This window comes from Ruegeria sp. BE10, assembly GCF_056538905.1.
Map to the genome: position 1 here is coordinate 1 of NZ_JBQFTX010000002.1, position 14,771 is coordinate 14,771.

Sequence of the window (14,771 nt, forward strand, 5' to 3'; positions counted from 1 at the left end):
GCAATAATGGTGGCCCGGGCAATGGGAACGGGAACGCCGGAAACAGCGGTAATGGCGGCGGCAACAACGGTGGTTCAGGACCGGGCACCGGTAATGGCGGCAGCAATAATGGCCAAGGTGGCGGTAGCGGCAATGGCGGTGGCGGTTCCGGGAACGGCGGCAGCAATGGCGGCGGCACCGATGGCGGCAGTGGCAACGGCGGCAATAATGGTGGCCCGGGCAATGGGAACGGGAACGCCGGAAACAGCGGTAATGGCGGCGGCAACAACGGTGGTTCAGGACCGGGCACCGGCAATGGCGGCAGCAATAACGGCCAAGGTGGTGGCGGCGGCGGCAACGGTAATGGCGGCAGCACAGGCGGCGCTTCTGGTGGAAACGCTGGCGGCCCCGGCAGTGGTGGAACGTTTTAACCGAACAGCTGCATCTGACTTGCGTCCTTAGATTCGGATTGAATGGTCAGACCAAGCTAAAACCTATGGAATGCACAAAGGGCGACCTCAGGGCCGCCCTTTTTTCCCTCAAGCCCGAGGGGAAATGGAAAAAGTCTCAGCTACGACCGTAAACGCCGACCCAACCGCTGGGTTTCCTGGGGTTTTGCATGCGAAGGAACAGATATTGCGTGGCGGCCCACGGTTTGATTTGATTGGTTAGGTTGTCCAAAACCAAGTCCCCGGCTGCCGAGCGATAGACAAGCACGGCATGTGAATTGCGCCTTGCATCTAACACAGTCGCGATCAGCAATTTACTGGGATCAACCCCCGCCCGAATTAAATCGCGTTTCTTAAGCAGCGCAAAATCTTCGCAATCTCCACCACGAGAGGTCGGCAAGGCCCATCTTTCCGCGGTCCGATATTGCGACCGATCTGTTACCGCGCGTGTCGTCGCATTCACTTGACGATTTACGCGCTGAATAATCTGCATCTCTTTCTGGCTGGACATGGACACAGTTGCTTTGGTCGAACACGCCCAACTGTATTGACGGCACAATTGCCGAGCGCCTGACGGCGGCGGCGACACGGCTGCAATCTGTATAAAGCGTCCCTCGGTTGCTTGTGCATCGGTGCCAACACCCAAAGTTCCTAACGCCAATGCGGATACAGCAACCAGTCGACCAATTGATGAAGTCAACCGTGCAGATACATCTCTGAGTTCATTGCTCAACAGCTTCATGCCTGTTCCTCGACCATTATTCATCCTCGCAATTGCGGACAAACAGGACCGTAGATCGTTTAGCTTAACTATCAGTAGACGGGGTCGTTTGCGCAATCTGAGGTGAAGTTGCAAGGAAAAAGAGGCGGAAATTCGTTCCGCATTTTGACCATTTCAGGCAAGAATTGTGAGGGCTCGGCCACAATCCAAAAGTTACGTAAGGTTAACTTAGCGCAAGTTATTGAAGGCAAATAACTGTAATATATAGAAATATTGCGATGTCAAAAAAGCCAGACGACTCATCAAGTTGCCTGGCTCATCCATTGGCTGAATTCCGCTTACACAACCAGAAGTTGGCCAATCTTTGGCGGTCGAGCTTTATTCAGTGGTCTCGACAATCAACAATTCACGTTCACTAGCCCCGCGTGCATGGTCCAGCGCCTGTTGATATTCGGGTGAATTGTAGCATTCCACTGCGGCCTCGACCGAGGGGAAACGGGCAACAACATTGCGTGGGCGCTCTTTCCCTTCAAGCTGCACATACCGTCCAGCACGTGCGATGAACGAGCCCCCGTGCTTGGCAAGCGCCGGCCCTGCCAGTTCAGCATATTTGCCATAGGCCTCGTTGTCTGTCACGGTCACGTGGGCAATCCAAAGTGCCGGCATTTTATCCTCCCAAAACTTGTTCTGCGGCTTTGATTGCCGCTTCTGAATTTGACGCATCCCGGCCACCGCCCTGCGCCATGTCCGGGCGTCCGCCGCCACCCTTGCCACCCAGTTCGACCACTGCAGCCCGTACCAAATCAACGGCTGAAACCTTGTCGGTCAGGTCCGATGTTACACCAGCAGCCACGGCAGCCTTGCCACCGGCATCCGCAATCAACAGCACCGCGCCCGAGCCCAGACGGCTTTTGTGTTCGTCAATCAATGCAGGTAGATCCTTGCCGGAAACTCCGCTCAGCGCCTGCGCCAGGAAAGGCACACCGTTCACGTCACGTGCTTCGGCTCCGCCGCCCTGCCCTGCACCACCGGCCATCGCCAGATCACGGCGCAACTGAGCAACCTCGTTTTGCAAAGCTTTGCGTTCATCCAGCAGAGACTTGACCCGGGTGACCACATCATCCGGCTGCGCTTTCAATTCCGAAGCAATCTGACCCAGCCGCTGATCTTGTGCGGACAGATGCCGAAATGCCTCATCCCCAGTCAGCGCCTCGATCCGGCGCACACCGGCACTGCTGGCACTGTCACCCAGTACAACAAACGTGCCGATATCACCGGTCTGACGCACATGCGTGCCCCCACACAGTTCGATGGACCATGTGTCGCCGTCATGACCCTTGCCTGTCTGAGCTTTGCCCATCGACACAACCCGGACTTCGTCACCGTATTTCTCACCAAACAGCGCCTGCGCACCTAGTTCGCGCGCATCGTCGGGCGTCATGACCCGTGTTTCAACAGTCGAGTTCTGGCGGATGAATTCATTCACCTCACGTTCAATCTTTTGAATCTCATCGTGGCTGAGCGCCTTGGAATGGCTGAAATCGAAACGCAGCCGGTCTGAGGCATTCAGCGAACCGCGCTGTGCCACGTGATCACCCAGCGTTTCGCGGAGCGCCTCGTGCAGCAAGTGCGTGGCCGAATGGTTGGCCCGGATCGCTGTTCGACGGGCATGATCAACCTCAAGCTCAACAGCATCGCCCTTAGACAAAGTACCCTGACTTACCGTGACCCGATGCGCATAAACCTTACCTTCTGCAAACTTGCGCGTGTCTTCGACCTGCGCCACGTCTTGCAGGTTCTCAAGACGCCGAATTTCCCCTGTGTCCCCAACCTGACCACCAGCTTCGCCATAGAAAGGCGTCTGGTTCACGACAACCCATCCCGAGCCGCCCTTTTCAATCTTGTCGACCAAAGCGCCATCAACCACCAGAGCTGCCACCTGCCCTTCGGCTTTTTCGGTGTCGTAACCCAGAAAATCGGTGGAGCCCGCTGCATCCAGAACGTCAAACCAAACGGCCTGATCCGCTGACTCACCGGACCCGGCCCAAGCGGCGCGGGCCTTGGCTTTTTGCTCGGCCATGGCCGCATCGAACCCGTCCGTATCCACAGTCCGGCCTTTTTCACGCAATGCATCTTGCGTTAAATCCAGTGGGAAACCGTAAGTGTCATACAGCTTGAACGCCGCTTCACCAGACAATGCACTGCCTTCAGGCAGGCCAGAGACCTCATCATCCAACAGCTTAAGACCGCGATCCAGCGTCTGTTTAAAGCGGGTTTCTTCCAGCAGCAGCGTCTCTTCGATCAGAGCTTGCGCCTGACCAAGCTCGGTATATTGCGCGCCCATCAGTTGCACCAGCGCGGGCACCAACCGGTGCATGACCGGGTCTTTCGCGCCCAGCAAATGCGCGTGACGCATGGCGCGGCGCATGATCCGCCGCAGAACGTAGCCTCGCCCGTCATTCGACGGCATCACGCCATCTGCGATCAGGAACGACGTCGAACGCAGGTGATCTGCAATCACCCGGTGATGCACGTTCTGATCACCATAAGGATCAACGCCCGTGGCATCCGCCGACGCCTCGATCAGGGTTTTGAACAGATCGGTGTCATAGTTGTCATGGCTTCCTTGCAGCAGCGCCCCAATCCGCTCCAGCCCCATGCCGGTGTCGATCGACTGCATGTCGAGTTCGACCATCGAGCCGTCTTCGAACTGCTCGTTCTGCATGAAAACGATGTTCCAGATTTCAATGAACCGGTCGCCGTCTTCCTCGGCTGATCCGGGAGGGCCACCCCATATGTGATCGCCATGATCATAGAAAATCTCGGTACACGGACCGCACGGGCCGGTGGGGCCCATCTGCCAGAAGTTGTCATTGGTGGCGATACGGATGATCCGGTCTTCTGGCACACCAACCTTCTTCCAGATTTCAAACGCCTCATCATCGGTGTGATAGACAGTGGTCAGCAGGCGGTTCTTGTCGACACCGAATTCCTTAGTGATCAACTCCCAGGCAAACGGGATTGCCTCGGGTTTGAAATAATCACCGAACGAGAAATTCCCCAGCATTTCAAAGAACGTGTGGTGCCGTGCGGTATAGCCCACATTGTCCAGATCGTTGTGCTTGCCGCCCGCGCGCACACATTTCTGAGCGGTGGTCGCACGCTGATAGTCGCGGGTTTCCACACCGGTAAACAGGTTTTTGAACTGCACCATCCCCGAGTTCACGAACATCAAGGTTGGGTCGTTGCGCGGGACCAGAGGGCTGGACGGCACCACTTCGTGCCCCTGCTTGTCAAAGTAGTTCAGAAAGGTTGATCGGATATCATTCAGCGTGGGCATAAGGCTCTCTCGGCGCGCAATCATATTGTGTCAAAACGGGTTTATCCCTGTCCCTGCGGATAGTCCACAGCGTTGGACTCGCAGAACGAAACAAGGCGACCCCGATGGACCGCCTTGTTTCGGATTTTCTAAGCACTGGCTGTGTGACGCGGAATTTTTTCCGTTCCCGTCAGCGAGCGTTTATGCCTCGAGGATATCATCATCCTCAGTCGCGCCGGGCGGCATGTCGAAATCCAGGCCGTGTGCTGCGCGAATCTTGTCTTCAATCTCAAGCGCGGCGCGGCTGTTGTCGCGCAGGTATTGCTTGGCATTCTCTCGCCCCTGCCCGATCCGTTCGTCGCCATAGCTGAACCACGAGCCCGACTTTTCGACCACGCCAGCCTTGACGCCCAGATCCAGCAGTTCACCCATCTTGCTGATGCCTTCGCCATACATGATGTCGAATTCCACCTGCTTGAAGGGCGGCGCCACCTTGTTCTTGACCACTTTGACGCGGGTCTGGTTGCCCACAACCTCATCGCGATCCTTGATTGCACCGATGCGGCGGATATCCAGGCGGACCGAGCTGTAGAATTTCAGCGCGTTACCACCGGTCGTGGTTTCCGGGCTGCCGAACATCACACCGATTTTCATCCGAATCTGGTTGATGAAGATGACCATACAATTCGAGCGGCTGATTGAACCGGTCAGTTTACGCATCGCCTGGCTCATCAAACGGGCTTGAACGCCGACATTGCTGTCACCCATGTCGCCTTCCAACTCGGATTTCGGCGTCAAAGCCGCAACAGAGTCGACGACAACCATGTTCACCGCACCCGAGCGCACCAACGTATCGGTAATCTCTAGCGCCTGTTCGCCGGTGTCGGGCTGTGAGATTAGCAACTCATCCAGATCGACGCCCAGCTTGCGCGCATATTGCGGGTCCAGCGCATGTTCCGCGTCAACAAAGGCGCAAACACCACCACGCTTTTGCTGTTCGGCAATGCAGTGCAATGTCAGCGTCGTCTTACCAGAGCTTTCTGGCCCGTAAATTTCAACGATCCGGCCCATCGGTAGGCCGCCAATCCCCAGAGCAATATCCAGACCCAGAGAGCCGGTCGAGCTGGCCTCGATGTCCTGCTTGGAATCCTCGCCCAGCTTCATGATCGAGCCCTTGCCGAACTGGCGTTCGATCTGGGCCAGCGCGCTGTCGAGCGCCTTTTGCTTGTCTGCGTTTTTCTTGTCGCTCATCGTCAGAAGATCCGCCATTGTCCTGTCGCCTTCCCTTTTGTCACACCCTTGAACGGGCGGCAATCGCTGCTTTGTTCGCCTCTTGTTCCTTATGGGACCAAAAAGAGAACATTTCAACCAAAACTTACAATGCTTACTGTTGGGCAATTGTGTTAAAGAGTCGTTTACGCCAATCTGCACCCGTAACAAAGATCGGCAAAAGGCAAATAAATGCTTGTTTTCTATAAGGAACGCCTTGCGTTTCTGGCTGTTCCAAAGACCGGCAGCACGGCCTATCACTCAGCCCTGCGCGAGCGCGCCGATTTTGTCGTAACCGGTCCACCGGATCTGAAACACGCTCCTGTGCGGCGCTATGACCGCTTTTTTCAGAACATTTTTCGAAAGATGTACGACACCGAAATGGAGATCATGGCCGTCGTACGCGAACCGATCGACTGGCTGGGCAGTTGGTACCGTTTCCGCAGCCGCTATGACCGGGTCGGGCATCCACATTCAACTCGTGACATATCCTTTGACGATTTTGTGCAGGCCTATATGAAATCTCCGCGCCCCGATTTCGCGGATGTGGGCAGCCAAAGTCAGTTTTTCCGCACCCGAAGCAACGGTTTTGGTGCAAGCCATGTCTTCAAATACGAAAATCAGGATAAGATTTTGAACTTCCTTCAGGATCGTCTGAACATGCAGATTAACCTGCAGCAGGAAAATGTCTCACCCCGACGTGAGCTTGCCCTGTCACCTGAAACCGAGCGAAAATTTCGAAAATGCCACGACGCCGAGTTCATATGCCACGACGCTGCACTTTGATTTGGTCAGTTAATCTGTTGAAACACCGCTTCGGTCAGCTCATTCAATGAGAATGGTTTCGGCAAGAAGGCCGAATGCGCGATTTCCGGCACGGAATCACCAAAGGCCCCTTCGGTATAGCCAGACATGAAGATCACCCGTACATCCGGACGCGTTTTCATCGCCTGACGCACCCAGGTTGGCCCATCCATCCCGGGCATGACCACATCGGTGACAAAAACATCGACATTCAACGCCCCGTCCTCAAGCAAGCGCAGTGCCTCTTCTGCCGACCCGGCCTCAAGAACGGTGTAGCCCTTCAACCTTAATGCGCGTGTTGCAAAGGCACGCACAGGGGCTTCGTCTTCAACCAACAGCACAACACCCTCGCCCTGCCGAGCGCTTTGCGTTTCGACCGCGGGCAACGCCTCTTGCTGAACTTCCTGAGGCGCGGCGGACACCGGAAGGTAGACAATGAACTCAGTTCCATGTCCCGGAAGGCTGTCGACAAAAATGAACCCGCCCGTTTGCTTGACGATTCCATAGACCGTGGACAAGCCCAACCCCGTACCTTCGCCAGTGCGCTTGGTCGTATAGAACGGCTCAAATACCTTTTGCAGCTTGTCTGCCGGGATACCAGTGCCGCTGTCGATTACCTTGACGGTCACGTATTCCCCCGGCTGAACCGTGGCACGGTCGCGTGTGAAGGGTTGGCTCAGCACGACCACCTCGGTCTCAATCCGAATCTCGCCGCCATCCGGCATGGCGTCGCGCGCGTTCACAACTAGGTTCATCAGCACCTGCTCTAGCTGCCTTTTGTCCGCCCGGACGGGTTTCAGAACCGGATCATGGCTGAGTATCAGACGCACTTTTTCGCCCACCAACCGGTTCAGCAGGTGGATCAGATCCGAGATCGTATCGCGCAGGTCCAGCACCTCGGGCTGCAAGGTTTGTTTGCGCGAAAACGCCAGCAGCTGACTGACCAGAGCCGCAGCCCTGTTGGCATTCTGGTTGATCTGAACCAGATCGCCGTAATTCGGGTCATTTTGGTCGTGCCGCAAGAGCAGCAGGTCGCAATGCCCGGAAATGGCTGTCAGCAAATTGTTGAAATCATGGGCTACGCCACCGGCCAACTGGCCCACCGCCTGCATTTTCTGACCCTGCACGAACTGTGCCTCAAGCGTTTTGAGTTCAGTAGCGTCATTCAACACCGCAATCAGGCAGACCTGCCCGTTGTTCACCACACGGTTTAAGGTGACCTGAACAAAAATCTCTTTGTCCTGGCGAGTCAGACGCAGAAACTCGGACCGCATCGTGGGTTCTTGTGAGGCGGTCCGCCCCAACCAATCCAAGATTGGATGCCCCAGCCCTTGCATGATCTGATCGACATTGGTTTCGTCGGGCTCGATATCGCCGATCAACTTTACCGCCAGCCGGTTCGCCTCGAGAATACGACCATCGGGGGCAAGGCGCATAATCGGCACTGGCAAATCGGCAAAGGATGTACCACTGCTGGCTTGCCGGTCCTGCGCCACAGGCAACACAAGCAGGTTTCGCACAGTGCCGGACCAGCCGAGTTCGCATACAATGGCTGAAACCGCACCCCTTGTTGTCTGAACCTGTACAATTTCACCCTGCGTAAGAGAATCGCTCGTGAGCACTTCGTTCAGCGCGTCCGGCCTCTGCCCCAGCATATGCGCCGCTGCATCATTCACCCGCAGCAAAGTGCCGTTGCGCCCCTCGGTCAGAACCGGGATGTTGACCTCGTCCCACTGTCCTGGCGTATCCAGATGAAAACGCCAGCAAAACCGACCCTGACCAACGTTGAACACTGAAACCGGGATCGTTGACCCTACGGTCACAATGTCTTCTCGGGCTTTGCCATAAATTTCAGCCGATGACTGCAGTCGAAGCAAAATAGCCGGAGGGTTCGCGAACAGGGATTTCAGGCATTGCTCTAACCGACTGCCTGCAAAGGCCTGAAACTGCGCGCGTGCCTCAGGGTTGGCGGCCAGAATTTCGCCTTGGGCGTTCGCAATCACGCAGGGAAACAGATCTTGCTCTGCGAAAACGGCCATGGTTTTCACCGCCTGCTGCGCCAAATAGTCCGTGATCTTCCCCCGAAGAACCACCAGAAACGAAGCGGCCAGAAGGGATACGCCCGCAACCATGAAGCCTGTATGCCAAACGTCGGGCAACAGCCCTAAAACCGGCGTCAGGCTTAGAAGCGCACCGATGACAACCAAAGAGGCAAGTCGCAGGCCGGATGGGGTTTTGTGGTCAGACGGATCGGCGAATACTTCCGTAGTGTCAGTCATAAACAACTCAAGTCGATAGGCTTTGGCGTAGTCAGCCCAAATAAGGTTAATGTCCGATTAAGCGAAACCGGATACTCTCCCTAAAGTTGCTATGCTCTGACGCACTATCGCGTCAAGTGTGCAGTGAAGAAACCATCAGCTCCGTGCGAAACAAGCCACGTTTTGCGAAATGCCTCGGACCACTCTGGATTGGCGCGCAGAAAGGAGGCGACGACAGCGCCGTTTTCATCCTCCAACATGGAACACGTCGCATAGGCCAAGACACCGCCCGGCGCGACCATTGTCGATAACTTATCCAGAATGGTCGATTGAATTCCGGTAAGCTCCTGCAAGCGACTTTCGGTTAGCGCCCACTTGCCCGCAGGAGCACGTCGCCACGACCCGCTGCCCGAACATGGCGCATCCGCGAGAATGACATCAAACGGCTTTTGCTGTTCGAGTTGGTCCGTGGACACGATCTGAATCCGCGCCCCCGCACGTTCCGCGCGCGCAGGCAGGTCGCGCATCCGGCCTGCGTTTACATCATGCGCAAACACCTCGACCCCCTGATGCGCGGCCAGGGCCAACGACTTACCACCCCCACCTGTGCAATAGTCCAGAACCCGCATCCCCGGGCGCAGATTCAAAGCGGCCACAACGGCCTGACTGGCGGCGTCCTGAAGTTCGACCAACCCCGTTGCATAGGTCCGGCTTTGGGCGATCTTGCGCGCGCCTTGGGTCACTTCCAAGGCTGTTTCGCAAGTTGGATGCGGGGCGGCTGTTATGTCTTCAGCTGCTAGCGATTTGCTTGCGAAAGCTACATCCGTTTTGACAAGATTAACACGCAGATGCACCGGCGCGCGGTGTTGCAGCGCCCGCGCGACGGCAACCGCCTGATCCCCCAGCGAGGACTGAAATCTGGGCCAGAGCCATTCGGGAATGTCCAAAGACTCGGCATCCGAACGAAAATCACGCCTGACCTCACACTCAGATAAAACCGCGGGCGCGTGACGGGCGCCTGTGAACAAATCCTCCGGCCGTTCGCCAGAGGCGCGAAGCGCACCGATCATCAAACCTCGGCCAGTGTCAGCACCACCCAGCGCCGCATAGGACCGCTGACACCGCAACGCATCAAACACATGATCACGAACCGCAGCACGATCCTTGGACCCGGCAAACCGGCTGCGTCGCGCCCAGTTGGTCAGAGACTTCTCGACGGGCATACCCGACAGAATCTGGTCAAGGATTTCAATCGATGCCTGAATACGAGCGGCCGGGGTCATAGTGTTTTCCGATGCTGTTGTCTTGGCGCGTAAAGATGCGCTGAAAATGCAAAACGGCGCCCTGATCCGGACGCCGCATTACGCATTGGATACAATTACATCACCCGGTAGTTCGGGCTTTCACGGGTGATCTGCACGTCATGCACGTGGCTTTCTTTCAGGCCTGCACCAGTGATTTTGACGAAATTGCAGTTCTTGCGCATTTCTTCAACTGTCGCACAACCGGTATAGCCCATCGCCGCGCGCAAACCGCCAACCAATTGGTGGACCACCGCGCTGGCCGACCCTTTGTAAGGCACCTGCCCTTCGATCCCTTCGGGCACCAGTTTGTCGTTGGCCGCATCCTTCTGGAAATACCGATCTGCCGAGCCGCGCGCCATCGCGCCCAGGCTGCCCATGCCGCGATAGGATTTGAATGAACGGCCCTGATACAGGATCACTTCTCCCGGGCTTTCATCGGTGCCCGCGATCATCGAGCCGACCATCGCACAGGATGCGCCCGCCGCAATCGCCTTGGCGAAATCGCCCGAGAATTTGATGCCACCATCCGCAATCACCGGAACATCTCCGGCGGCCGAAGCGCAATCCATGATCGCTGTCAGCTGAGGCACCCCGACCCCGGCAACCATCCGCGTGGTGCAGATCGACCCCGGCCCGATACCAACCTTGATCGCATCCGCGCCGGCATCGATAAGTGCCTTGGTCGCTTCACCCGTTGCCACGTTACCCGCAATGATCTGAACCTCATTTGACAGCGTCTTGACACGCTTCACTGCGTCCAGAACCCCTTGCGAATGACCATGCGCGGTATCGACCACGATGATGTCGACACCGGAATCCACCAGTTGCTCAGACCGTTCAAACCCGGCATCCCCGACCGAGGTCGCCGCAGCCACACGCAAACGGCCCAGGCGGTCCTTGCAGGCCGTTGGATTCAGCACCGCTTGTTCGGTGTCCTTCAACGTCAGCAGGCCGGTCAGCTTGCCCTCGCCATCGACCACCAGCAGCTTTTCGATCCGACGGGCTCGCATCAGGCTTTTGGCCTCTTCCAGATCGGCGGGCTCTTTCAGCATCGCCAGATTGTCCGAGGTCATCATCGCCTTGATCGGCGTATCATCCGAGGTCGCAAAACGCATGTCACGGTTTGTCACGATACCAACGACGCGACCTTGGTCATCAATCACCGGAAAACCAGTAAAGTTGTAACGCTGCACCAGCGCCTGCGCATCTGCCAGCGTCTGATCCGCGCGCAGGGTCACCGGGTTATACACAATGCCGGATTCAAACCGCTTGACCCGCCGCACTTCGCGGGCCTGTTCTTCGGTTGTCAGGTTCTTATGAATAACGCCAATGCCACCGGCCTGAGCCATGGCAATGGCCATGCGCGCCTCGGTCACCGTGTCCATGGCCGAGCTGAGCAGCGGGATGTTCATGGTAATCTCACGGGTCACGCGCGTGGTCGTGTCCGCCGTCGCAGGCAGCACCGTCGATGCCCCCGGAACCAAGAGTACGTCGTCAAAGGTAAGTGCCTCACGAATCTGCATCTGCTAACCTCATGCAAAAGCCCGTTTGGCGGTGACCCTATTACATGGATTCATCCCAAGGAAAAGCCCCTGACCTAAACTAGTTTTCCCCCGCAAGCCGCTACCACAGTAAAAAACGACGTTCATTATCCAAAACGTGCCGCGGAATGCCCTTTCCCTTTGCGCACAAACCCATATCTTGCCGGCAAACGCGCGAATACAAAAAGGCAGGCCAGATATGACCACCGATCCCCTTGTTGTCTTTACCCCCTCGGGCAAACGCGGGCATTTCCCCGTCGGCACCCCGGTTCTGACCGCTGCCCGGCAGTTGGGCGTCGACCTGGATTCGGTCTGTGGCGGGCGCGGGATCTGTTCGAAATGCCAGATCACGCCCAGCTATGGAGAGTTTCCCAAGCACGGCGTGACTGTATCCGACGACGCGCTGAGCGAATGGAACGCGGTCGAACAGCGTTACGACGACAAGCGCGGGTTGAAAACCGGTCGTCGTCTGGGCTGTCAGGCGACGGTTCAGGGCGACATCGTGATCGACGTACCACCTGAAAGCCAGGTACACCGGCAGGTCGTCCGCAAGGCTGCCACCGCGCGCGCCATCACCATGGACCCGGCAACCCGGCTGTATTTTGTGGTGGTGGAAGAGCCCGATATGCACTCACCCACCGGCGATCTGGAGCGGCTGGAGCGTGCCTTGCGCGAACAGTGGCACATCGATGCCGTCACAGCCGATCTGTCGCTGATGTCCAAGCTGCAGCCCGTTCTGCGCAAAGGTAAATGGGAAGTTACCGTTGCTGTTCACAAAGGGCACAAGGATTCGGTCGCGAAGGTCATTGAAATCTGGCCCGGCCTGCATGAAAGCGGGTTGTATGGGCTGGCTATTGACCTTGGCTCAACCACCATTGCCGCCCACCTGACCGATCTGGAAACAGGTGAGGTCAAGGCATCATCGGGTCTGATGAATCCACAGATCCGCTTTGGCGAAGATCTGATGAGCCGCGTGTCATATTCGATGATGAACCCCGGCGGCGATCAGGAAATGACAAAAGCCGTGCGCGAGGCGATCAATGACCTGTCCACCTCGATTGCCGAAGAGGCCGGGATTGACGCGGACCTGATCGTCGAAACCGTATTCGTCTGCAACCCGGTCATGCACCATCTACTGCTGGGGCTGGACCCGGTTGAACTTGGTCAGGCGCCGTTTGCTCTGGCCACGTCGGAAAGCATGTCTCTGCCCGCGCGTGAGATGGACCTGACGAAAATGAACCCACGCGCGCAGGTCTATATCCTGCCCTGCATCGCGGGTCATGTCGGCGCCGACTGTGCCGCCGTTGCCCTGTCCGAGGAGCCCGGAAAATCCGAAGACCTCGTTCTGATCGTCGATGTCGGCACCAACGCCGAGATTCTGCTGGGCAACACCAGCCGCGTTCTGGCTTGTTCATCGCCCACGGGTCCTGCATTCGAGGGCGCGCAGATCAGTTCCGGCCAAAGGGCCGCCCCCGGAGCCATTGAAAGGATCGAGATCGACCCCGTTACCAAGGAACCCCGCTTCCGCATTATTGGTTCCGAGAAATGGTCTGACGAAGATGGCTTCGATCAGGACGTTGCCACCACCGGTATCACCGGCATCTGTGGTTCGGGCATCATCGAGGCGGTCGCTGAAATGCGCATCGCCGGGTTGCTGGATGAAAGCGGTCTAATCGGGTCGGCCGAGCAAACTGGCACCACGCGCTGCGTGCCCGAAGGCCGCACCCAAGCCTACCTGATCCATGACGCCAGCGCCGAGGGCGGCCCGCGCATAACCGTGACCCAAGGCGATATCCGTGCCATCCAGCTGGCCAAATCCGCGCTTTATGCCGGTGCGCGCCTACTGATGGATGTCATGGAGGTCGATAAAGTGGATCGCGTGGTACTGGCCGGAGCCTTCGGTGCGCATATTTCGACCAAACACGCGATGGTTCTGGGCATGATCCCCGACGCGCCGCTGGACAAGGTCTCAAGCGCGGGCAATGCGGCGGGCACCGGTGCGCGGATTGCGCTGTGCAACATCACCGCCCGGTCGGAAATCGAGCGCGTCGTGCGCGAGATCACCAAGGTTGAAACCGCAATTGAACCCAAGTTCCAGGATCATTTCGTCGCCGCAAACGCTATCCCGCACAAAACCGATCCGTTCCCGGAGCTGTCGCAGGTAGTCACCCTGCCCTCACCAACCTTCAACTCGGCCGGAGGGGCCGATGAAAAGTCTGGTCGCCGACGCCGACGCCGGTCATAGTCGCGTCACCTGAGGGAGGCGATCATGCAAGCAGCGAACGAAGAACAGGCCGAATTCTGGAGCAATTCTCCCTCTGGCGCCAATTGGCTCACCTTTGAAGAGCAGATGGATGAAATGTTGGCACCGGTTCTTGATCTAGTCCTAGACCGAGCCGGGCTACAACCCGGCATGCGGGTGCTGGATATCGGCTGCGGCACCGGTGCAAGCAGCGTCAGGGCGGCAGAGTTCGTAGGCGAAAGCGGTCACGTACTGGCGGCGGACTTCTCGCAGCCATTTCTGGACCGCGCGGGGCAACGGGCCATCGAAAAAGGATTGTTAAACATCGACCTCCAACATGCCGATGCTCAGACCCACCGGTTTGTCGAGGCAGACCGCGACGCAATGATCTCGCGTTTTGGGGTGATGTTTTTTGAAGACACGGTCGCTGCCTTTGCCAACATGGCACGTGCGTTGAAGCCGGATGGTCAGATGACCTTTGCCGCTTGGGGACCATTAGACGGAAATCCCTGGTTCAAGACACCGCATATCATCGCATGTGCCCGACTGGGCAACCCACCTGTAATGGATCGAAACGCCCCCGGCCCATTGGCCTTTCATGACCACGAACGGGTCTCTGGCCTACTGGACCAGGCTGGCCTGACCGATATTCGTGTCGAACAAGTACCTGTCTTACTGCGCATTCGCGGAACGATCGAGGATTGCGCAACCTTGTGTACACGTATCGGTCCGGCGGCCCGTCTGATCGCCTATTTTGAAGGGGATGCCGGGGACGTATTGAATATCCAACAAGGAATTACAAAGGCATTTCAACCGTATGCGTCTGAAAACACGGTCGAAATCCCAGCTTTGATCAACCTGTTTCAGGCGCGAAAATCTGAGTGA

At 57.3% G+C, this 14,771-nt stretch carries 11 protein-coding genes; 4 read left to right on the forward strand and 7 right to left on the reverse strand.

The annotated features are described in order from the left end of the window. On the forward strand, nt 1-410 hold a 410-nt coding region (locus ACR0M2_RS05365), incomplete at its 5' end, for a hypothetical protein (RefSeq protein WP_480704219.1). 136 nt (nt 411-546) lie between these two features. Here the strand turns inward: ACR0M2_RS05365 and ACR0M2_RS05370 are convergent. The 4 genes from ACR0M2_RS05370 to recA all read right to left on the reverse strand — a co-directional run bounded on the left by ACR0M2_RS05370 (nt 547) and on the right by recA (nt 5,737). Next, nucleotides 547-1,170: a transglutaminase-like cysteine peptidase gene (locus tag ACR0M2_RS05370; RefSeq protein WP_170548971.1), complete on the reverse strand. Its 624-nt coding sequence runs from the start codon at nt 1,168-1,170 to the stop codon at nt 547-549. Nucleotides 1,171-1,527: 357 nt separating this feature from the next. Next, nucleotides 1,528-1,815, reverse strand: a complete 288-nt coding sequence (locus ACR0M2_RS05375) for a DUF1330 domain-containing protein (protein WP_170348761.1) — start codon at nt 1,813-1,815, stop codon at nt 1,528-1,530. Nucleotide 1,816: 1 nt separating this feature from the next. Next, on the reverse strand, nt 1,817-4,489 hold the full coding sequence (gene alaS / locus ACR0M2_RS05380; RefSeq protein WP_480704220.1) for an alanine--tRNA ligase: 2,673 nt from the start codon (nt 4,487-4,489) through the stop codon (nt 1,817-1,819). Nucleotides 4,490-4,669: 180 nt separating this feature from the next. After that, a complete protein-coding gene (gene recA / locus ACR0M2_RS05385; RefSeq protein WP_170358541.1) occupies nt 4,670-5,737 on the reverse strand; it encodes a recombinase RecA in 1,068 nt (355 codons plus the stop codon). Nucleotides 5,738-5,929: 192 nt separating this feature from the next. Between recA and ACR0M2_RS05390 the strand changes: the two genes are divergently transcribed. Continuing rightward, the gene (locus ACR0M2_RS05390) at nt 5,930-6,523 is read left to right on the forward strand and encodes a sulfotransferase family 2 domain-containing protein (protein ID WP_480704221.1); all 594 of its coding nucleotides are present in this window, start codon (nt 5,930-5,932) and stop codon (nt 6,521-6,523) included. Nucleotides 6,524-6,528: 5 nt separating this feature from the next. On the opposite strand, the gene ACR0M2_RS05395 is transcribed toward ACR0M2_RS05390, so the two are convergent. The 3 genes from ACR0M2_RS05395 to guaB form a co-directional block, all read right to left on the reverse strand. After that, nucleotides 6,529-8,820, reverse strand: a complete 2,292-nt coding sequence (locus ACR0M2_RS05395) for a hybrid sensor histidine kinase/response regulator (RefSeq protein WP_480704222.1) — start codon at nt 8,818-8,820, stop codon at nt 6,529-6,531. A gap of 104 nt (nt 8,821-8,924) precedes the next feature. Then, nucleotides 8,925-10,082 (reverse strand): RsmB/NOP family class I SAM-dependent RNA methyltransferase, encoded by a 1,158-nt coding sequence (locus ACR0M2_RS05400; protein ID WP_480704223.1) that lies wholly within the window; start codon nt 10,080-10,082, stop codon nt 8,925-8,927. A gap of 95 nt (nt 10,083-10,177) precedes the next feature. Next, nucleotides 10,178-11,626 (reverse strand): IMP dehydrogenase, encoded by a 1,449-nt coding sequence (guaB, locus tag ACR0M2_RS05405; RefSeq protein WP_170348767.1) that lies wholly within the window; start codon nt 11,624-11,626, stop codon nt 10,178-10,180. 217 nt (nt 11,627-11,843) lie between these two features. Here guaB and ACR0M2_RS05410 point away from each other — a divergent pair, with 217 nt between their 5' ends. Together ACR0M2_RS05410 and ACR0M2_RS05415 are read left to right on the forward strand one after the other, a co-directional pair. Then, nucleotides 11,844-13,889, forward strand: coding sequence for an ASKHA domain-containing protein (locus ACR0M2_RS05410; protein ID WP_480704224.1), 2,046 nt, complete (start codon nt 11,844-11,846; stop codon nt 13,887-13,889). A 24-nt stretch (nt 13,890-13,913) separates the two neighbouring features. Next, a complete protein-coding gene (locus tag ACR0M2_RS05415) occupies nt 13,914-14,771 on the forward strand; it encodes a class I SAM-dependent methyltransferase (RefSeq protein ID WP_480704225.1) in 858 nt (285 codons plus the stop codon).

Excerpts from the sequence above, each read along its gene's own strand:
- ACR0M2_RS05390 (WP_480704221.1), top strand. The coding sequence starts at position 5,930 with ATGCTTGTTTTCTATAAGGAACGCCTTGCGTTTCTGGCTGTTCCAAAG.
- ACR0M2_RS05415 (WP_480704225.1), top strand. The coding sequence starts at position 13,914 with ATGCAAGCAGCGAACGAAGAACAGGCCGAATTCTGGAGCAATTCTCCC.
- ACR0M2_RS05410 (WP_480704224.1), top strand. The coding sequence starts at position 11,844 with ATGACCACCGATCCCCTTGTTGTCTTTACCCCCTCGGGCAAACGCGGG.
- ACR0M2_RS05370 (WP_170548971.1), bottom strand. The coding sequence starts at position 1,170 with ATGAAGCTGTTGAGCAATGAACTCAGAGATGTATCTGCACGGTTGACT.
- alaS (WP_480704220.1), bottom strand. The coding sequence starts at position 4,489 with ATGCCCACGCTGAATGATATCCGATCAACCTTTCTGAACTACTTTGAC.
- ACR0M2_RS05400 (WP_480704223.1), bottom strand. The coding sequence starts at position 10,082 with ATGACCCCGGCCGCTCGTATTCAGGCATCGATTGAAATCCTTGACCAG.
- ACR0M2_RS05375 (WP_170348761.1), bottom strand. The coding sequence starts at position 1,815 with ATGCCGGCACTTTGGATTGCCCACGTGACCGTGACAGACAACGAGGCC.
- guaB (WP_170348767.1), bottom strand. The coding sequence starts at position 11,626 with ATGCAGATTCGTGAGGCACTTACCTTTGACGACGTACTCTTGGTTCCG.
- recA (WP_170358541.1), bottom strand. The coding sequence starts at position 5,737 with ATGGCGGATCTTCTGACGATGAGCGACAAGAAAAACGCAGACAAGCAA.
- ACR0M2_RS05395 (WP_480704222.1), bottom strand. The coding sequence starts at position 8,820 with ATGACTGACACTACGGAAGTATTCGCCGATCCGTCTGACCACAAAACC.